Raw genomic sequence first — 19,961 nt, 5'->3', positions numbered from 1 at the left:
GGGCACCCTCACCCTCACGGGTGGGGGTGCCCTTCGCTCCATGAGAACGGGCCGGGCCCCCGGGAGCGGAAGGTGCTCCCGGGGGCCCGGCCCGTCGATCAGCGCACTCGGCGCGGCGTGAGCGTCAGCTCTCGTCCTCGTCGATGAGGAAGCCCCGCATCGGCGACGGCGCCTGCTGGGCCGCCTGCGGACCGCCCTGCGGCCGCACCGGTGCCATCGGCTGTGTCATGGCGGGCGACATCTGCTGCTGCCCGCCGTAGGACTGCCCGGCACCGCCCTGGGTGTGCGGTCCACCGCCGGGGCCGCCACCGTGGCCGCCCATGGAGTGCCCGTTGCCACCCATCGTCTGGTGTCCGCCACCGTTGGCGGCGGCACCGGCGGGGGCACCGGCTCCGGCCGGGGCCATCGACGGCGCGGGCAGCGAGGCGGTCGCCGGCGTCCGCGGCGGCGCGAGCGAGTCGTCGGCCTGGTTCTCCAACTGCCGCAGCTGGCTCTCCAGGTACGACTTCAGCCGCGTGCGGTACTCGCGTTCGAAGCCGCGCAGGTCCTCGACCTTGCGCTCCAGGGTGGCGCGGGCGGACTCCAGCGAGCCCATCGCTACCCGGTGCTTCTCCTGCGCGTCCCGCTCCAGCGCGTCGGCCTTGGCGCGCGCGTCCCGCTCCAGACCCTCGGCGCGGCTGCGTGCCTCGCCGACGATCTTGTTGGCCTCACTGCGGGCCTCCGCGATCGCCTGGTCGGCGGTCTGCTGGGCCAGCGACAGCACGCGGGCCGCGCTGTCGTTGTTCTGGCCGCCGCCGGGCATCTGCGGGCCGCCCTGCGGGCCACCGGGACCCATGGGGCCGCCCTGCTGCGGGCCGGGGCCACCTGGGCCCATCGGACCGCCCTGCGGGCCCGGGCCACCGGGACCGCCGTGTCCACCGGGGCCGCCGGGGCCCGCGGGGAGCTGTGCCTGTCCGCCGGGAAGCTGCGGCGGGCCGCCCATGCCCTGCTGTTGGGGCGGGACGGGCTGCGGTCCGGATATGGCGGCGGGCACAGGGGCCCCGCCTTGCTGCTGCTGCCTGTCCTGAGGTTCAGGAGGCTTTCGCATACCGCCTTGTTGCTGTTGCTGGTTCTGCGCGGCCGCGCGCGTGGCCGCAGCCAGCTTGGCGCGCAGGTCCTCGTTCTCCCGCAGCAGCCGGGTCAGCTCGGCTTCGACCTCATCGAGGAAGGCATCGACCTCGTCCTCGTCATAGCCTTCACGCAGACGGACGGTCGTGAACTGCTTGTTCCGCACGTCCTCGGGGGTCAGGGGCATCTCTTCACCTCAACGTAAGTCGTCGGCATATCGGCAAGACCATTCCGATCGTTCACAGCCTGGCCACGACGTTGATCAGGATGTAGACGATGATCATGAGTACGAAGAAGGACAGGTCGAGCGCCACGCCCCCGAAGCGCAGCGGTGGGATGAACCGCCGCAGAAGCTTGAGTGGCGGATCGGTGACAGTGTAGGTGGCCTCAAGAACGACCACCATCGCCTTGCCGGGTTGCCATGAGCGGGCGAACTGGAAGACGTAGTCCATCACCAGCCGGAAGATCAGCACGAGCAGGTAGCAGTACAGCGCGATTTGGACCACGTCCAGTGCGGTTCTCATCTGCGCGTCCCTCTCCCCTGGGGCTCCCGTGCGGCCTTGGCGGCCTGTTCCTGGTTCCTGCGTCTCAGCTCTGGTTGAAGAACCCGCCCTCTGCGATGCGGGCCTTGTCCTCCGCCGTGACATCGACGTTAGCAGGAGACAGCAGGAACACCTTCTGCGTCACTCGCTCGATACTGCCGTGCAGACCGAAGACCAGACCAGCCGCAAAGTCGACAAGTCGCTTCGCGTCGGTGTCGTCCATCTCCGTCAGATTCATGATCACCGGAGTGCCCTCACGGAAGTGTTCCCCGATGGTACGGGCTTCGTTGTAGGTCCGAGGGTGCAATGTGGTGATCCGGTACGGCTCACGTTCGGACACAACCTTGGGCATGATCACCGGGGCACTCTTCTCGACATTCTGGCGTTCAGGTGTGATGGATGACACCGGAGCAATTCTCCCGGCTCGTCCGCTTTCGGCCGCAACCGCCGGAGCCGGCTCCGGTTCCCGCTCCCGCTGCGCCGGGGGGTGAGCAACCCTCACCGGCTCCTCGGGTTCGGTCTTTTGGAGGGAATGGTGTGATTGTTCCGACTCATACCGTCGACGGTCACGTTCGGGCTCGGGCTCGGGCTCGAACTCGTCGTCAGGGTCGAATCCCCGGCCGTCGTACCCATCGTCCTCCACGAGGCCGAGGTAGACCGCCATCTTGCGCATCGCGCCGGCCATTCTCTGCGTCCTCCGCTCTGTGGTGGATCGACTCCGCCCCCGTCACCGGTGGCCCTGGGATGATCCACGCAGCCTCTCCGACCGGCCTTTCCGGCGGAAATGACCATATATTCTGCTGTGGCCCAACTCGCTTCGCGACGTTACCGGAGCCGGGGTCGGTCTCCGAGTACCGCGCTGCCGACGCGCACATGTGTCGCACCGGCAAGCACCGCCTCTTCGAGATCCGAGCTCATTCCCGCAGACACCATGGTCGCAGCAGGATGCGCCACTCGCAGGGCGGTTGAGATTTCCAACAGTTGGTCGAAAGCCGCCCGCGGGCGCCCGGCCAGCGGACCGGTCAGCGGTGCGACGGTCATCACTCCGTCGAGCCGCAGACCTTGGGCGGCCGTCACCGCCTCGGCGAGATCCGTCACACCGTCGGGTGCCACACCGCCGCGCTCCCCCACCGAGCCTGACTCGGCGTCAAAGGCGATCTGGATCAGACACCCGATCTCGCGTTCCGCGCGCACGGCGGCGTTCGAGAGCGCGGTCACCAGCCGGGCGCGGTCCACCGAGTGGACACGGTCGGCGTAACCGGCAACCGAACGGGCCTTGTTGGTCTGCAGCTGGCCGACGAAATGCCAGGTGAGCCCGGCATCCGCACAGGCGGCGGCCTTCGGCGCGGCCTCCTGGTCGCGATTCTCCGCCACGTCCCGCACCCCCAGCTCGGCCAGCAGCCGCACATCACCGGCGGGGTAGGTCTTGGTCACGACGACGAGGGTGACGTCCTCGCGCTTGCGCCCCGCCGCGAAACAAGCGCTCTCGATGCGCTCCTCCACCCGGGCGAGATTCGCGGCCAGCTCCGCCTTGCGCGCCGCCTCCGGGGACTTTCCATCCCCGGTACCCCCGAAAGCCTCCAAAGCCGCAGCAGAGGGCTCAGCGGGCGCAGAGGACTCATGGGACCCACGAGGCTCAGGGGACATCTGTGCCGTCACTTCTCAGCTCGCCTCGATCCAGACATAACTCGCAAGCCTTCCCGTCGTCTTGTCCCGGCGGTACGAGAAATGATCGGCGGACTCCAGCGTGCACACGGAGGACTGAGCGCACTGTGCGACCCCCGCCCGGCCGAGCTGGGCCCGCACCGCCGCGGCCATGTCGACGGCCGGGGTCCCCTGCCGCGTGGTCGCGTACGCCTCCGGAACGGCCTCGGCGATCTCGGAGCGCATCGCGTCGGGCACCTCGTAGCACTTGCCGCAGACGGCGGGGCCGGTACGGGCGACCATGCGCTCCGGCTCGGCGCCGAGCCGCACCATGGCCTCCACCGTCGCCTCCGCCACGCCCGCCAGCACCCCGGGGCGCCCGGCGTGCGCCGCGCCCACGATCCCCGCGACCGGGTCGGCCAGCAGCACCGGAGTGCAGTCGGCGGTGAGCACCGCGAGCGCGAGCCCCCGGCGCGCCGTCACCACCCCGTCGACGGGCGGCGCGTCGGCGCCGAACGGGCGATCGACGACGGCGACGTCGCGCCCGTGCACCTGATGCATCCAGACCACCTCGTCGGGCGACAGCCCGAGCGCATGCGCGGCCCGCCGACGGTTGGTCCGTACCGCTTCGGGGTCGTCGCCGACCGCGCCGCCGAGATTGAGCTCCTCATACGGAGCGGCGCTCACCCCGCCCCACCTGTCGGTGAAGGCGAAGTGCGCGCCGCCGGCCGTCTCTTGTACAGCTATCACTTCAGGCAGCTATCACTTCAGGAAGTCCGGCACATCCAGCTCTTCCGCCTGGCTGTCGTGGTACGGGCGGGCCGGCGGCACCTGCGGGGTGGCGGCCGGAGGCGGCGGCACCTCGCTCACCGGTGCCGGCTCCGGGCGGGGCGGGGTGTCCTCCTCGCGCGGCGGGGCCACCGAGCCGAGGCCGCTGAACGAGGGGCGCTCCGGCTCCGGGTCGGCGGAGGCGGCGGACGGCTCGTCCTTGTAGGAGGACGGAGCCGAAGAGGCCGCGGACGACGGCTGGCCGAGCGCCTTCTCCCCCTTCTTGGAAGGCGGCTGCCCACCGTCGAACCCGGCGGCGATGACGGTCACCCGCACCTCGTCGCCGAGTGCGTCGTCGATGACGGCACCGAAGATGATGTTCGCCTCGGGGTGGGCCGCCTCGCTCACCAGTTGGGCGGCCTCGTTGATCTCGAACAGACCGAGGTCGGAGCCGCCCGAGATGGACAGCAGCACACCCCGCGCGCCGTCGATGGACGCCTCCAGCAGCGGCGAGGAGATGGCCATCTCGGCAGCGGCCACCGCGCGGTCGTCCCCGCGCGCCGAGCCGATGCCCATCAGAGCCGATCCCGCCTCGGACATCACGGACTTGACGTCCGCGAAGTCGAGGTTGATGAGGCCCGGGGTGGTGATGAGGTCGGTGATGCCCTGGACACCGGAGAGCAGCACCTGGTCCGCCGACTTGAAGGCGTCCAGCACGCTGACCTGGCGGTCGGAGATGGACAGCAGCCGGTCGTTCGGAATGACGATCAGGGTGTCGACCTCGTCGCGCAGTCCCGCGATGCCGTCCTCGGCCTGATTGGCCCGGCGACGCCCCTCGAAGGTGAAGGGACGGGTGACGACACCGATGGTGAGGGCGCCGAGCGAGCGGGCGATGTTCGCCACGACGGGAGCGCCACCGGTGCCGGTGCCGCCACCCTCGCCCGCGGTCACGAAGACCATGTCGGCCCCCTTGAGGACCTCCTCGATCTCCTCGCGGTGGTCCTCTGCGGCCTTGCGGCCGACGTCCGGGTTGGCGCCGGCACCGAGGCCGCGAGTCAGCTCGCGGCCCACATCGAGCTTGACGTCGGCGTCGCTCATCAACAGGGCTTGCGCGTCAGTGTTGATCGCGATGAACTCGACGCCCTTGAGACCGACCTCGATCATCCGATTGATGGCGTTCACGCCACCGCCGCCAATACCGACGACCTTGATGACTGCGAGGTAGTTCTGCGGTGCTGCCACGTCGAAGGCCTCTCGCCTCGAGTTACGTATCCCTGTGGGGCGGTTCGAACGCCGACCCGAACCCTAAGTGTGAAGTTTAGGGTTACCAGTGCCTGTCTTACTTGGACTCTTCTCAACGGACACTAAGTCGACAAGTGCTGGGTGTTCAACGAACACGCCGAACCTCCCGTTTTTCTTTTCACCCTATGTGATCAGACCGAGCAGTAGCCATCCAGGGTGCTCACCAGCGGCGATACGCGTCAACTGACACGGCCACAGGTGGCGGAGACTCCAGCCGTTCGCCGATCCCCGGCCACAACACCGTCCACCGCGCCGGACGCCTGCGCCCCTTCGCCGATCCCGGCGGGGGGTACGGGGGTCAACCCCCCGCGGAACGCAGGACCCTGTACGAGTGGGCCGAGCAGCAGCCAACCAGGGTGCTCACCAGCAGCGATGCCCGTCAACTGGACGGTTCGCTCCCGGCGAGGACATCAGCCTGATCATGTGGGGCAGCTCCGGTCAACTGACGCGGCCACGGAACGGTGGACTCCAGCCGTTCGCCGAACCCGGCTGGGGGTACGGGGGTTAGCGGGAAGACCACAGCCCGGAGCGGCCACGCAAGCGGATACGCCAAGCCTTCACCGAATCCGGCCGAAGAGGACGCGATCAGTGCGGTGACGGCTAACTGTCGGATGCGGCCGGGGCACTGGGAGCGGTGACATCGAAGTGTTCGGCGTCCTTGGCGGCTTTCATCACAGCGGTCAGCGCTCTCGCCTTCTGCGCGCTGTGCTCGGAGCTTCCCCACCGCACCGTGCGACCTCCGGTCAGCTTCAGGGTGATGTCGTCGTAGGAACCCACCCGCACGGCGCGGGTGGCGCGGTGGACGGAATCGGGGAGAGCGTCTGTGACCCTTGCCGCTTCCCGGCGCAGCCGTGCCGTTGAGAAGTACCGCTCGGCCGCCGGACGGCCCGGTTCCAGGACAAGAAGCGGAACGCCTTTCGGTGGCTTGCCGACTGTGGCGAATCGCACGCCCTCGGAGTCCACTTCCACATATTTTCCGGCCTTCTCCATGACCAGTTCCGGCCGTCTTTCCGTCACGGTGAGTACGACGCCGTGCGGCCAGGACCGCTCGGCCGTCACCTCGCGAACCCGGGGCAGGGCCTCCCGTACACGCCGCTGTACGGCCGACTTGTCGATGGAGACGAGCGGCTCCCCGTCGGGGACCGCCGCCGCGCGGACGACCTCGGAGTCGCTCAGTACCCGGGTGCCGGTGACGGAGACGGACTCGATGCGCAGCCACGGCGAGCCGTACAGCACCCAGCTGCCGAAGCCACCCAGCAGGACCGCGAGGAGGAGCAGCAGGACGAGAAGGCGCCGCCGCCGCAGGCGCGGTCCGGCTCCTTCCGGGCGCGCCGGCTCCTCAAGGGCGCGGTCATGGCCGGCGGCGCCGGCTCGCGCGCCGGGACGGGCACCGACGCGGACGCCGGCACTTCGGCCCTGGCCGACGGCCTTGCCCCGCGGCCGTACCGGGTCGGACTCGCCGGTCGACCGGGACGCCGCGGACGCCTTGGAGCCCTTGGACGGCTTGGACGACTTCGATGCCTTCACGGCTTTGGCAGCTCTGACCACAAGGACCACCCTGCTTTCTGCGTTCTCGGCGAGCTGCCGCCTCCGCGCCCGCCGGGTCAGTCCCGGCGGCCCGCGGCGATCGCCTCGTACACCATGCCGACAAGCAGTTCATCGGCGTCCGGACGGCCGAACTCGGCTGCCGCGCGCGACATGGCGGTGAGCCGCTGCGGGTCGGAGAGGACCGGGAGCACATTGCCCTGGATCCACTCCGGCGTCAGCTCCGCGTCGTCGACGAGGAGTCCGCCGCCGGCCTTGACGACCGGCTGGGCGTTGAGCCGCTGTTCGCCGTTGCCGATCGGCAGCGGGACGTAGGCGGCGGGCAGCCCGACGGCCGACAGCTCCGCTACGGTCATCGCGCCCGCGCGGCAGAGCATCATGTCGGCCGCCGCGTACGCGAGGTCCATCCGGTCCACATACGGTACCGGTACATAGGGCGGCATTCCGGGCATCTGGTCCACGTGGGGGAGTTCGTTCTTGGGCCCGACCGCGTGCAGGATCTGGATCCCCGCGCGCTGGAAGTGCGGAACGACCTGCTGGACGACCTCGTTGAGCCGGCGCGCACCCTGCGAGCCGCCGGAGACCAGCAGCGTCGGCAGGTTGGGGGACAGCCCGAAGGCGGCACGCGCCTCGGGGCGTACGGCGGCGCGGTTGAGGGTCGCGATGGAGCGGCGCAGCGGGATACCGACGTAGCGCGCCCCCCGCAGCTTGCTGTCCGGTGTGGAGACGGCGACGCCGTGCGCATAGCGGGAGCCGATCTTGTTGGCGAGTCCCGGGCGGGCGTTGGCCTCGTGCACGACGATCGGCACACCGGCGCGCTTGGCGGCCAGATAGCCGGGCAGCGCCACATAGCCGCCGAAGCCGACGACGCAGTCGGCCTTGGCACGCTCCAGGATCTGCTCGGCGGCCTTGATGGTGCCGCGCAGCCGGCCCGGCACGGTGATCAGCTCGGGCGTGGGTTTGCGCGGCAGCGGAACGGCCGGAATCAGCTCCAGTTGGTAGCCGCGTTCCGGCACCAGCCGCGTCTCCAGACCGCGCTCGGTACCGAGGGCCGTGATCCCCACGGTCGGGTCCTGCCTGCGCAGGGCGTCCGCGAGGGCGAGCGCGGGCTCGATGTGGCCGGCGGTCCCCCCACCGGCGAGTACGACGTGCACGCTGTTTCACCGCTCTCCGGACGGCGGCCTTCCGGCACGCCGTCTCATCGTCTTCTCTCTCTTCCGGCCGGGGGCGGTCCCCGATCGCAGCACCCCTGCCGGCCCTCCCCGAGACGTGCGCTGCCACAGGGCGGGCTGCCGCACGGCCAGGGCAGCGCGTGCCGCCGGGTCGCTGCGCGCGAAGGCGATCAGCAGTCCGACAGCGAACATCGTCGGCAGCAGGGCGGACCCACCGTAGGAGAACAGCGGGAGGGGGACCCCGGCGATCGGCAGCAGACCGAGCACCGCACCCACGTTGATCACCGCTTGCGCCGTGATCCACGTTGTCACGCCTCCCGCGGCATACCTCACGAAGGGGTCCTCCGTGCGTCCGGCCACGCGGATACCCGCATAGCCTAGAGCCGCGAAGAGGGCGAGTACCGACAGCGTCCCCGCCAGACCGAGTTCCTCCCCGGTCACGGCGAAGATGAAATCGGTGTGGGGTTCGGGGAGTTGGCCCCATTTTTCCACACTCGCACCCAGTCCGGAACCGAACCATCCTCCGGAGGCCAGCGCGTAGATCCCGTGCACGGCCTGCCAGCACCGGTCGTCGGGGCCCGGATCGGTTGCGCCGATGCAGCCGAGGCGGGCCATCCGGTTGGGGCTGGAGGTGACCAGCAGCGCGGCGGCCGTCAGGGCGATCACGAGTACGCCCGTGAACAGCCGGGTGGGCGCGCCCGCCAGCCACAGCAGTCCGAAGAGCACGGCGGCGACGATGAGAGCGGTGCCCATGTCGCCGCCGAGCATGATGAGCGCGAGCAGCAGCAGCACGACCGGCACCAGCGGTACCAGCAGGTGCTTCCACTGGGTGAGCAGCTTCTTCCCGCCCTTGCGCGCGAGCAGGTCGGCGCCCCACAGGACGAGTGCCAGCTTGGCGAACTCGCTGGGCTGGAGCTGGAACGGGCCGCCCAGATAGATCCAGTTCTGGTTCCCGTTCACCTCCTGTCCCACGCCGGGCACCTGCACCAGGCACATCAGGAAGATGGAGACGACAAGCAGCGGATAGGCCAGTGCCCGGTGCATCCGTACCGGCATCCGCGAGGCGGCCAGCAGCAGCACCGCCCCGATCCCGGCGGCCACCAGCTGCTTGCGGAAGTAGTAGGTGGAGGGCAGTCCGGACTGGAGTGCCTGGATCTGCGAGGCGGAGAAGACCATCACCAGCCCGAGGACGGTGATGAGCGCGCTACCGCCCATGATCAGGTAGTACGCCGTCAACGGGCGGTCCCAGGCGCGCTTGGCGCGGGCGTAGAGCCGCTTCGGTGCCGCGCCGCCCCCGGGTGCCTCGGGGCGCTTCGGCGGACGCATGGGCGCGGGTTGGCTGCGCGCGCGCCGGGGCGTGGGCGGTTTGGCGGATCGCGCCGTCATCCGTATCCCCTCCGTCTCACCCGCGTCCTCGGCCGACGGGGACGGGGTCTACTGCTCGCTGTGGCCTGCGGCGGCGGCGAGGGCCCGGACCGCCTCGGCGAACGCGTCGCCACGCGCGTTGTAGTTGACGAACATGTCCATCGAGGCGCACGCGGGAGCCAGCAGTACGGTATCCCCGGGCCGGGCCATCGACATCGCTTCGCGGACAGCCTCCGCCATCGCCCCAGTGTCCGTGCGTTCGAGGTCGGCCACGGGCACATCGGGGGCGTGTCGCGCCAGGGCTTGTCCGATCAGCTCCCGGTCGGCGCCGATCAGTACGACGCCGCGCAGCCGGGGCGCCGACCTGGCGACCAGTTCGTCGAACGTCGCCCCCTTGGCCAGCCCGCCCGCGATCCACACGATCGAGTCGTAGGCGGCGAGCGACGCCTCGGCCGCGTGCGTGTTGGTGGCCTTGGAGTCGTCGACGAAAAAGACACCGTCCACCTCGGCGACGTGGGTGATGCGGTGCGCGTCCGGACGGAAGGCGCGCAGTCCGTCGCGTACGGCCGCGGCCGGTACACCGAAGGCGCGCGCCAGGGCCGCCGCGGCGAGCGCGTTGGCGATGTTGTGCGGCGCCGGGGGGTGGACGTCGCCGATCTCGGCCAGCTCCTGCGCCTGCTGCTGCCGGTCCGCGACGAAGGCGCGGTCGACCAGCACGCCCTCCACCACGCCGAGTTGGGAGGGCGCCGGGGTACCGAGGGTGAAGCCGATGGCGCGGGCACCCTCCACCACGTCGGCGGCCCGCACCAGGTCCTCGGTGCGGGGCGCGGGGTCCGCGCCGGTACCGGCTGCGTTGTCCGAGCCGCCGGCGTCGTCGGCGTTGTAGACGCAGGCCACCTGGTTGCCCTCGTAGATGCGGCCCTTGTCGGCGGCGTACGCCTCCATCGAGCCGTGCCAGTCGAGGTGGTCGGGGGCGAGGTTGAGGACCGCGCCGGAGTGCGGACGCAGGCCCGGGGCCCAGTGCAGCTGGTAGCTGGAGAGTTCGACGGCGAGCACGTCGAGGCCCGCGTAGGGCTCCTGCTCCAGGACGACATCGATGAGGGAGACGCCGATGTTACCGACCGCCGCCGTCCGCAGCCCGGCCGCGCGCAAAATGCTGGCGAGCATCTGGACGGTGGTCGTCTTGCCGTTGGTGCCGGTGACCGCGAGCCACGGCGGAGCGTCGGGCCCCCGCAGCCGCCAGGCCAGCTCCACATCGCCCCACACCGGTACGCCCGCCTCGGCCGCCGCCCGGAAGAGGGGGGCGGCGGGTTTGAAGCCGGGGGTGGTGACGATCAGCTCGGTGCCCTCGGGGAGCGTCCGGTCGTCGCCGAGCCGGACGGCGATCCCGAGCGCCTCCAGTTCGGCGGCCTGGCGGCGCGGGCCTTGCCCGTCGCCGCCGTTGACGGCCGTGACCCGGGCCCCGAGACGGTGCAGCACCTTGGCCGCCGGCATACCGCTGACGCCGAGTCCGGCGACGGTGACGTGCTTGCCGGACAGTTCCTCGGTGAGCTTCGCCAGGTTCGTGCGGCCCGTCGCGTCCTGGCCCGTCGCGTCCTGGGCGGTCACTTGCTCGCCGCCCAGCCCGCGTAGAAGATGCCGACGCCGACGATGGCGCACATGCCCTGGATGATCCAGAACCGGACCACGACAAGGACCTCGGACCACCCCTTGAGTTCGAAGTGGTGCTGGAGCGGGGCCATCTTGAAGACGCGCTTGCCGGTGAGCCGGAAGGAGCCGACCTGGATGACCACCGACATGGTGATCAGCACGAACAGGCCGCCGAGGATGGCCAGCAGCAGTTCGGTGCGCGAGCAGATGGCCAGGCCCGCCAGCGCGCCGCCGAGGGCGAGGGAGCCGGTGTCGCCCATGAAGATCTTCGCCGGCGAGGTGTTCCACCACAGGAAGCCGAAGCAGGCACCCATCAGCGCGGCCGCGACCACGGCCAGGTCGAGCGGATCTCGTACCTCGTAACAGCCGGGTCCCGCGGTGGCGATGTGCGCACAGGACTCCTGGTACTCCCACACGCAGATGAAGACATAGGCGCCGAAGACCATCACCGAGGCGCCGGTCGCCAGACCGTCGAGGCCGTCGGTGAGGTTCACGCCGTTGGACATCGCCAGGATCATGAACAGCGCCCAGACGACGAACAGCACGGGCGGCAGGGCCCAGCCGAAGTCCTGGGTGAAGGAGAGCTTGGTGGAGGCGGGGGTGAGCTGGCGCGCGTCCTCGAAGCTGAGCGCGAGGAGGGCGAAGGCGATACCGACGATGAGCTGGCCGGCCATCTTCGCCTTGGCGCGCAGCCCCAGGCTGCGCTGTTTGACGATCTTGATGTAGTCGTCCAGGAAGCCGACCAGGCCCATCCCGGCGAACAGGAAGAGCACCAGCACACCGGAGAAGGACGGCTGCTCCCCCGTGATGAGCTTGGTGAGCGCATAGGCGAGCACCGTCGCCAGGATGAAGGCGATACCGCCCATGGTGGGGGTGCCGCGCTTGCTGTGGTGGTTCTGCGGGCCGTCGTCGCGGATGAACTGGCCGTAGCCGCGCGAGGCGAGCAGTTTGATCAGCAGGGGGGTCCCGATCAGGGACAGGAAGAGTCCGATGACCCCGGAGAAGAGGATCTGCTTCATCGTCATCGGGCGGAGCCCTCACCCTCCCTGGATCCGTCCTCGAGGAGGGCAGCCGCCACCTTCTCCAAGCCCACCGACCGGGAGGCCTTCACCAGTACGACATCTCCCGCGCGCAGCTGACCGCGCAGCAGGTCGACGGCCGCCTCAGTGCCGGACACATGCACCGACTCCTCACCCCACGAACCCTCGTTCTTGGCACCCATGTCGAGCCAGGCGGCCTCCCGGCCTCCGACTGCCACGAGCTTGCTGACGTTGAGCCGGACGGCGAGCCGTCCGATCGCGTCGTGCTCGGCGAGCGCATCGTCGCCGAGCTCGGCCATCTCGCCCAGCACCGCCCAGGTCCGGCCCCCCCGGGCCTTCGCCGCCTCCCCCATGGCCGACAGCGCACGGAGCGCTGCCCGCATGGAGTCGGGGTTGGCGTTGTAGGCGTCGTTGATGACCGTGACGCCGTCGGCGCGCTCGGTGACCTCCATCCGCCAACGGGAGAGCGTGCTCGCCGAGGAGAGCGCGTCGGCGATGTCCCCAGCAGGCATGCCCAGTTGGTGGGCGACGGCCGCCGCGGCGAGCGCGTTCGACACGTGATGCTCACCGTACAGGCGCATGGTCACATCGCCGCACCCGGTAGGTGTGTGAAGGGTGAAAGCTGGTGTGCCGCGTTCCGACAACCGCACGTTTTCGGCCCGTACGTCCGATTCCGGGGACTCGCCGAAGAGCAGGACGCGGGCCTCGGTACGCGCTGCCATGGCGCGGACGTACGGGTCGTCGGCGTTGAGTACCGCCACTCCCCCCTCGTCGGCCGTCGGCAGCGTCTCGACCAGTTCGCCCTTGGCCTGGGCGATCTGCTCGCGCCCGCCGAACTCGCCGATGTGCGCCGTGCCGACGTTGAGCACGACGCCGATGCCGGGCGGGGTGAGCTCGGTGAGGTAGCGGATGTGGCCGATGCCGCGGGCGCCCATCTCCAGCACCAGGTGCCGGGTGGACTCGTCCGCGCGCAGGGCGGTCAGCGGCAGGCCGATCTCGTTGTTCTGCGAGCCTTCCGGCCACACCGTCGGGCCCAGCCGCCCCAGCAGCTGGGCGATCAGATCCTTGGTGCTGGTCTTGCCGCTGGACCCGGTCAGCGCGACGACCCGGGTGCCGAGCTTGTGCACGGCGTGCCGGGCCAGGGCGCCCAGGGCGCGGGTGACGTCGTCGACGACGATCGCCGGGACACCGACGGGACGGGTGGCGAGCACGGCGACGGCGCCCGAGGCGACGGCGGAGGCGGCGAACTCGTGGCCGTCGGCACGCTCACCGGCGAACGCCGCGAAGAGCGCACCGGGGCCCGCCTCCCGGGAGTCGATCACCACCGGCCCGGTGATCCGCGCTTCCGGGTCCGTTATGTCGTGCTGCCGTCCGCCGGTGAGGGCGGCGATCTCTGCGAGGGAGAGGGGGATCATCGGTTCTGGTTGTCTGTCCGGTGGTTCGCGGAGGATTCGGAAGGAGGAACGGAGAGAGCGGGGGACGAGGGCGACGGTGCCGCCACGGTGTGCGTCGGGGCGTGCATCGGGCCGGCCGGAGCCTGCTCGGCCGCCCGGGCGCGGATGGAGTCGTACAGGACCTGGACGTCGTCGAAGGGGCGCACCACACCGGCGATGTCCTGACCCTGTTCGTGTCCCTTGCCCAGGATGAGGACGGTGTCGCCGGGTTCGGCCCGGGCGACGGCGGCCCGGATGGCGGCGGCCCGGTCCTCCTCGACCAGCACGATGCCGCGCTCGTGGGCGGGGACCTCGGCGGCGCCGCCGAGCATGGTGGCCAGGATCGCGAGCGGGTCCTCCGAGCGCGGGTTGTCCGAGGTGAGCACCGCCGTGTCGGACAGCCGGGCCAGCGCGGCACCCATGGCGGGCCGCTTGTGCGGGTCGCGGTCACCGCCGCAGCCCAGAACCGCGTGCACGGCGCCCTCGGTGACCTTGCGGACGGCATACAGCACGGACTCGACGGCGTCCGGTTTGTGTGCGTAGTCGACGATGGCGAGGTAGTCCTGGCCGGCGTCCACCCGCTGGAGGCGACCGGGGACACCGGGGACGGCGCTGATGCCCTCGGCGGCGATGTTCGGGTCGATTCCGGCGGCGGCCAGCGCGGTGAGCGCGGCCAGCGCGTTGGCGACGTTGAAGGGCCCGGCGATGGGGGCGCCGGCGAGCACTTCCTGGCCGTCGGGGCCCACGGCGGTGAACGTCGAGCCGAGCGGGCCGACCTCCACGTCCTCGGCCCGCCAGTCCGCGTCCGGGTGGCCCTCGGCGGAGAAGCTGGTGACGGGGAAGCCCTCGTCCTGGAGCTCGGTCAGCAGCCGGAAGCCGTACTCGTCGTCGAAGTTGACCACCGCGGCCCGCGAGCGCTCCGGGGTGAACAGCTGCCGCTTGGCCTGGAAGTAGTCCTCGATGTCGCGGTGGAAGTCGAGGTGCTCGGGGCTGAGATTGTTGAACACCGCGACATCGAAGACGCAGCCGTCGACCCGGCCGAGGACCAGCGCGTGGCTGGAGACCTCCATGGCGACCGAGCTGACGCCGCGCTCCCGCATCACCGCGAACAGCGCCTGCAGGTCGGTGGCTTCCGGTGTGGTGCGCTCCGACTTGATGCGCTCGTCGCCGATCCGCGACTCGACGGTGCCGATCAGCCCGGTCAGCCCCCCGCCCTCCCGTCGCCCGCCACCGCCCTTCGCAGGACACGCTACGCGTGGCTCGCCCTTCTGCGCTGCCTTGCGCAGCCCCCCGTCGACCAGATACGCGGTCGTCGTCTTGCCCGAGGTTCCGGTGATGCCGATCTGCAGCAGGTCCTCGCCGGGCTTGCCGTAGATGGTGGCGGCCAGCTGCCCCATCCGGCCGCGCGGGTCGGGCACCGTCAGCACCGGCAGCCCGGTGGCCGCGGCGCGCTCGGTGCCGCCGGGGTCGGTCAGCACGGCGGCGGCGCCCAGGCTCTGGGCCTGCTCCACGAAGTCCGCCCCGTGCAGCCGGGCGCCGGGCAGCGCGGCGTAGATGTCACCGGGGCGTACGGCGCGCGAGTCGTGGGTGATGCCGGTGACGGACACGCCGGCTCCGGACGCGGTGTCGCCCTCGGGTGCACCGGTGGAGCCGGACACCGGAGCGCCGGGCTCGTCGGCATCCAGCAGTCGGGCCAGCTCCGCGAGCGGGACGGGCGTGACCCGCATGGGGCGGGGCGGCCCAGGGAAGGACTCGGGGGAGGTCTGATCAGCTTGTGGCACGGCGGTGAGCGTACCGGGCGGGACACCCGTGCCGCGAAGCGAGGGGCGCGGCGGCGCCGATCCATGAAGGTTGTACGCGCTGTCAGTGATCGTTCTCACGTGGTGCATGGCTCAGTCGTTCCGGTCCTTCCCCGCGAGCACGGGGAACCGGGCGGGCTCGGCCCCGGTCGGGGGGATCTGCAGGCTCTTCAGGGAGAACTTCATGACCTTCTTGTAGACGGGGCCGCACACGTCGCTGCCGAAGTAGCTGCCCTTCTTGGGGTTCTGGACAGCGCAGTAGACGGTGATCCGGGGCTTGTCGGCGGGGGCGAATCCGGCGAAGGAGGCGGTGTAGCCGTGGTAGCGCCCCGTCTTCGGGTCCACCCGGTTGGCCGTACCGGTCTTCCCCGCGACGCGGTAGCCGGGGATCTTGGCCGTGGTTCCGGTGCCCTCCATGTCGGACACCACGGACTCCAGCATCCGGGAGAGGGTCTTGGCGGTCTTCTCGCTCACCACCCGGCGCTCGGCGGGCGGCTCGGCCGGTTCGTAGCGCCCGTCGGGGCCCGTGGTGCCGCGTACGACCGTGGGTTCGATCCGCACACCGCCGTTGGCGATGGTGGAGTAGATGGAGGCGGCCTGGACGGCGTTGAGGGACAGGCCCTGGCCGAAGGGGATCGTGTACTGCTGGGAGGCGCTCCACTTCTCCGGCGGGGCCAGCAGCCCCTCGGTCTCGCCGGGGAAGCCCAGCCCGGTGGGCCGGCCGATGCCGAACTTGCGCAGATAGCTGTGGAGGACCTTGTTGGCCTGCTTCTGCGTCCTGCCCAGCTGCTCGGTGGCCAGGATGGTGCCGATGTTGCTGGACTTGGCCAGAACGCCGTTGAGGGTCAGATGCCAGGTGGGGTGGTCGATGTCGTCGGCGAAGGACCGGTCGGCGCGCTTGAGCCGGTTGGGCACGGTGACCGCCGTGGTGGGGGTGGCCTTGCCCTCCTCCAGGACCGCGGCCATCGACATGACCTTGCTGGTGGAGCCGGGCTCGTAGACGTCCTGGAGTGCGGGGTTGCCGAAGGAGTCCACCTTCGCGCCGCGGATGTCGTTGGGGTCGAAACCGGGCGCGCTGGCCATTCCGAGCAGCTGGCCGGTCCTGGTGTCCTGGACGATGACGTAGCCGCTGTCGGCGTGCGACTTGGCCACCTGGTCGGAGATGGCCTGCTGGGCGGACCACTGGATGTCGCGGTCCAGCGTGAGCTCCACGTCGGAGCCCGGCTCGGCCGCCTGTTCGCGGACGCCCGCGGTGGGGACCTGACGGCCGCCCGACTGGGCGTAGGTGATCTTGCCGTCCTCGCCCGCGAGCTTGTCGTTCAGCATCGCCTCCAGCCCGGCGCCGCCCTTGCCGGCCGAGTTGACGAAGCCGAGCACCGGGGCGGCCAGCTCCTTGTTGGGGTAGACGCGTTTGGCGTGCTTCTCCTGGTAGATCCCGGCGAGCACATTGGGCTTCTCGCCCTTGGGCGCGGCGGCCTCCTCCTCGGCGAGCCGCTCCTTGAGCTTCTTGATCTTCCGCCAGGTCTGCGGGGTCTGCTGGCGGGCGAGCAGGACATAGCGGGTGCCCGACCGGGAGAGCTTCTTGGCCAGCTGGCCTGGCTCCTTGTCCAGCAGCGGCGCCAGCAGTTCAGCGGCCCGCTCGGGGGCGTCCTGGATCTTCGCCTGCTCGGGGGTGAACAGATACGGGTCGGCCGTGATGTCGTGGGCGTCCACCGTGCTCGCCAGCGCGGAGCCGTCCCGGTCGGTGATGGCGCCGCGCTCGGCCGCGAGCGGGACGGTGATGTAGCGGTTGACGGCGGCCTTGTCCGCGTACGCGCTCGCGTCGACGGCCTGCACCTGGAGCAGCCGCACGGTGAACGCCAGCATGACCAGTGTCAGCCCGACGGCGATCAGCCGCAGCCGGGGCCGCGGGTTCACCAGCCGCAACTGCCCGGATCCGCCGCCCTTCGGAGGACGGGAGCCACCGCCGCGCCGCGCCCCCGCCGGCTGGGCGCCGCTGGCCGTACGGGAGGAGGCCGGTCGCCCGGGGCGGGGCACGCGGCGCGGGTCGCCCCCTTTGCTCCGCCCGGCGCCGGACCCCTTGCCGGGTGCCGGACCGGAGGTCCCACGGGCGCCGCGGCCCGACTCACCGGAGCGCTCGGTCACGGGTCCACCTGCCCGGCACCGTCGGTGGGCGCGCTGTCCGGCTTGCCGCGTACGGTGCCGTCCGGGCCGAGGAAGACGGGGTTGCCGCCGGGGACCAGGCCCTGCTCGCGGGCGCGCTCGGCGAGCTGTCCCGGGGCCGAGTAGCCGTCCACCTCCTGCTGGAGCGCCTGCTGCTGGTCCGTCAGCTCCTCGGTCTCCTTCTCCAGCTTGCTCAGCTGGAAGGAGCCCTTGTTGAGGGAGGCGTTCAGCAGCAGCAGAGCCAGCAGCCCGCTGCCCAGCAGCAGGACGACCAGCAGGACGAACGGGGCGCGTGCCGCCGGGGACCTCCCGGCCGGCAGCAGTCTGGCCAGCCGCGCGATGCGCTGCTGTGCGGTCATGTCCCCTCCCTGACGCGGCGGGCGGTCATGTCGATTCCCTGATGCGCTGGACGGCGCGCAGTCTGGCCGGTGCGGCGCGGCGGTTCTCGGCGACCTCCTCGTCGGTGGGCAGTTCGGCGCCGCGGGTCAGCAGCCGCAGCCGGGGCTGGTACTGCTCGGGCACTATCGGCAGCCCGGGCGGGGCCGTGTTGCGGGAGCCGGTGGCGAACAGCTGTTTGACCAGTCGGTCCTCCAGCGAGTGGTACGCGAGCACGACCATCCGGCCGCCGACCGCGAGCCCGTCGAGCGCGGCGGGCAGCGCCCGCTCCAGCACCGCCAGCTCCCCGTTCACCTCGATCCGCAGCGCCTGGAAGGTCCGCTTGGCCGGGTTGCCGCCGGTGCGCTTGGCGGCCTGCGGCAGGGCGTCGCGGATCACCTCGACCAGCCGGCCGCTGCGGGTGAACGGTTCCTTCGCCCGCTCCTTGACGACGGCCTCGACGATGCGGCGGGCCTGCTTCTCCTCGCCGTAGGCGCGCAGGATGCGCACCAGATCGCCGGGCGCGTAGGTGTTGAGCACCTCGGCGGCGCTGAGCCCCCTCGTCTGGTCCATGCGCATGTCCAGCGGCGCGTCCTGCGCATAGGCGAAGCCCCGGTCGGCCTCGTCCAGCTGCAGCGAGGAGACGCCCAGATCGAACAGGACGCCCTGGACCCGGGGGACGCCGAGCCGGGCGAGTACCTGCGGCAACTCGTCGTAGACGGCGTGCACCAAGGTGGCCCGGTCGGCGTAGGGGGCCAGCCGCTCCCCCGCGAGTTCGAGGGCGGCGGTGTCTCGGTCCAGCCCGATCAGCCGGGCCGAGGGGAAGGTCGCCAACAGCGCCTCGCTGTGGCCGCCGAGGCCGAGGGTGCAGTCGACGACGGTCGCGCCGGGCTGAGCCAGGGCGGGGGCGAGCAGCTCCAGGGTGCGCCCGAGCATGACCGGATTGTGCAGTTCGCCGATGGGCCGCTCGTTGGTGGTCACTGTGCCCTCTCAGATCTGGCGGGCACCGTGCACATGCTCCTTGGTCCCCGCCCGCTCGAAGGGGAGCGGCCACCCGCGCCGAACGGGCGCCGGAGGCCGGGAGCGGGAGGAGGCCGAGCCGCACGTGCGCGCCCGCGCACGCGAGGGGATTCGGGGGTCCTTGGGGAGAATTTGTCGCCTCCCACTTCGCGTCACTTTAGTCCACTCGTCCCCGCGGTCAACTACGGGACCAGGCGCGTCCACCTAAGGGAGCAGGCGCGTGCGGACAGCGTCCGGCACCGGCCCGGACACCGCGGCCCCGCCCACCGCGGTGCGCGCCGACGAAGAAGAGCGGACGGTGAGACCGGGTGAGCACTGTGGGTTGCCTCACACCGCCGCGAGTCGCCCGTTTTCACCACTCCCCGAGCAGCCCGTCCGCTTCGGAAGCGTCTAACGTCGTACACATGTCGATATCAGCACCTCGGCCCCAGTCCGCACAGTCCGTGGTCGACGAGCTCGTCGCGGCGAACCGGGACTACGCGCACGACTTCGCCGACCCCGGGATGGACGCCCGCCCGGTCCGCAAGGTCGCCGTGGTCGCCTGCATGGACGCCCGCCTGGATCTGCACGCCGCACTCGGCCTGGAACTGGGCGACTGCCACACCATCCGCAACGCGGGGGGTGTCGTCACCGACGACGTCATCCGTTCCCTCACCATCAGCCAGCGCGCCCTGGGGACCCGCTCCGTGGTGCTCATCCACCACACCGGTTGCGGACTGCTCGACCTCACCGAGGATTTCCGGCACGAACTGGAACTGGAAGTGGGCCAGCGGCCGTCCTGGGCCGTCGAGTCCTTCAACGACCTGGACCAGGACGTGCGCCAGTCGATCGAGCGCGTACGGACCTCGCCGTTCCTGCCCCACCGGGACGACGTCCGCGGCTTCGTGTTCGATGTGACGACGGGCCTGCTGCGCGAGATCGCCCCGGCCTGACCAGCCCGACGTCACGGGTGGGGACCGACCGGGAACACCCGGAAGAGTGACGCGAGGCCCTGTCGCCGTGAAGAATACGCAACAGCGCATACTGCAGGGCCCGG

General features: G+C 70.9%; 17 protein-coding genes. 1 reads left to right on the top strand and 16 read right to left on the bottom strand.

All coding sequences use genetic code 11. The features are described 5' to 3' along the window. Nucleotides 1-124: 124 nt before the first annotated feature. The 16 genes from JW613_RS06305 to rsmH all read right to left on the bottom strand — a co-directional run bounded on the left by JW613_RS06305 (nt 125) and on the right by rsmH (nt 18,886). Nucleotides 125-1,294, bottom strand: coding sequence for a DivIVA domain-containing protein (locus JW613_RS06305; RefSeq protein ID WP_099879866.1), 1,170 nt, complete (start codon nt 1,292-1,294; stop codon nt 125-127). A gap of 52 nt (nt 1,295-1,346) precedes the next feature. After that, nucleotides 1,347-1,631, bottom strand: coding sequence for a YggT family protein (locus JW613_RS06300; protein WP_099879868.1), 285 nt, complete (start codon nt 1,629-1,631; stop codon nt 1,347-1,349). Between the two features lie 64 nt (nt 1,632-1,695). Further along, entirely contained in the window at nt 1,696-2,334 is a 639-nt protein-coding gene (locus JW613_RS06295) for a cell division protein SepF (RefSeq protein WP_099879870.1), read from the bottom strand. A gap of 140 nt (nt 2,335-2,474) precedes the next feature. Further along, nucleotides 2,475-3,233 carry a YggS family pyridoxal phosphate-dependent enzyme gene (locus JW613_RS06290; RefSeq protein WP_209209712.1) on the bottom strand — a complete coding sequence of 253 codons (759 nt, stop codon included), beginning with the start codon at nt 3,231-3,233 and terminating at the stop codon, nt 2,475-2,477. 78 nt (nt 3,234-3,311) lie between these two features. Then, nucleotides 3,312-4,043 (bottom strand): peptidoglycan editing factor PgeF, encoded by a 732-nt coding sequence (gene pgeF / locus JW613_RS06285; RefSeq protein WP_209209711.1) that lies wholly within the window; start codon nt 4,041-4,043, stop codon nt 3,312-3,314. A gap of 12 nt (nt 4,044-4,055) precedes the next feature. Further along, nucleotides 4,056-5,303, bottom strand: a complete 1,248-nt coding sequence (gene ftsZ, locus JW613_RS06280) for a cell division protein FtsZ (RefSeq protein WP_099879878.1) — start codon at nt 5,301-5,303, stop codon at nt 4,056-4,058. Nucleotides 5,304-5,963: 660 nt separating this feature from the next. Continuing rightward, the gene (locus JW613_RS06275; protein WP_307865812.1) at nt 5,964-6,890 is read right to left on the bottom strand and encodes a cell division protein FtsQ/DivIB; all 927 of its coding nucleotides are present in this window, start codon (nt 6,888-6,890) and stop codon (nt 5,964-5,966) included. A gap of 77 nt (nt 6,891-6,967) precedes the next feature. Further along, nucleotides 6,968-8,062, bottom strand: coding sequence for an undecaprenyldiphospho-muramoylpentapeptide beta-N-acetylglucosaminyltransferase (gene murG, locus JW613_RS06270; protein ID WP_209209709.1), 1,095 nt, complete (start codon nt 8,060-8,062; stop codon nt 6,968-6,970). A gap of 6 nt (nt 8,063-8,068) precedes the next feature. Continuing rightward, the gene (gene ftsW / locus JW613_RS06265) at nt 8,069-9,466 is read right to left on the bottom strand and encodes a putative lipid II flippase FtsW (protein ID WP_209209708.1); all 1,398 of its coding nucleotides are present in this window, start codon (nt 9,464-9,466) and stop codon (nt 8,069-8,071) included. Nucleotides 9,467-9,514: 48 nt separating this feature from the next. Further along, entirely contained in the window at nt 9,515-10,939 is a 1,425-nt protein-coding gene (gene murD / locus JW613_RS06260) for a UDP-N-acetylmuramoyl-L-alanine--D-glutamate ligase (RefSeq protein WP_245225165.1), read from the bottom strand. Nucleotides 10,940-11,049: 110 nt separating this feature from the next. Beyond that, nucleotides 11,050-12,114, bottom strand: coding sequence for a phospho-N-acetylmuramoyl-pentapeptide-transferase (mraY, locus tag JW613_RS06255; protein ID WP_209209984.1), 1,065 nt, complete (start codon nt 12,112-12,114; stop codon nt 11,050-11,052). 2 nt (nt 12,115-12,116) lie between these two features. Continuing rightward, a complete protein-coding gene (locus JW613_RS06250) occupies nt 12,117-13,550 on the bottom strand; it encodes a UDP-N-acetylmuramoyl-tripeptide--D-alanyl-D-alanine ligase (protein ID WP_209209707.1) in 1,434 nt (477 codons plus the stop codon). Next, entirely contained in the window at nt 13,547-15,448 is a 1,902-nt protein-coding gene (locus JW613_RS06245) for a Mur ligase family protein (protein WP_443742839.1), read from the bottom strand. Before JW613_RS06245 ends, JW613_RS06250 begins: the two co-directional genes overlap by 4 nt. Before the next feature lie 12 nt (nt 15,449-15,460). Continuing rightward, entirely contained in the window at nt 15,461-17,512 is a 2,052-nt protein-coding gene (locus JW613_RS06240) for a peptidoglycan D,D-transpeptidase FtsI family protein (protein WP_307865811.1), read from the bottom strand. Continuing rightward, nucleotides 17,509-17,889: a cell division protein FtsL gene (gene ftsL, locus JW613_RS06235; protein WP_209209705.1), complete on the bottom strand. Its 381-nt coding sequence runs from the start codon at nt 17,887-17,889 to the stop codon at nt 17,509-17,511. The genes JW613_RS06240 and ftsL overlap by 4 nt, the downstream gene beginning before the upstream one ends. Before the next feature lie 25 nt (nt 17,890-17,914). Next, nucleotides 17,915-18,886: a 16S rRNA (cytosine(1402)-N(4))-methyltransferase RsmH gene (gene rsmH / locus JW613_RS06230; RefSeq protein ID WP_307865810.1), complete on the bottom strand. Its 972-nt coding sequence runs from the start codon at nt 18,884-18,886 to the stop codon at nt 17,915-17,917. Between the two features lie 443 nt (nt 18,887-19,329). Here rsmH and JW613_RS06225 point away from each other — a divergent pair, with 443 nt between their 5' ends. Beyond that, on the top strand, nt 19,330-19,857 hold the full coding sequence (locus JW613_RS06225) for a beta-class carbonic anhydrase (protein WP_209209704.1): 528 nt from the start codon (nt 19,330-19,332) through the stop codon (nt 19,855-19,857). The last annotated feature ends 104 nt before the right edge of the window (nt 19,858-19,961 follow it).

This window comes from Streptomyces smyrnaeus, assembly GCF_017676345.1.
Taxonomy (GTDB): Bacteria; Actinomycetota; Actinomycetes; order Streptomycetales; family Streptomycetaceae; genus Streptomyces; species Streptomyces smyrnaeus.
This window is presented reverse-complemented; position numbering and strand designations above follow the sequence as displayed.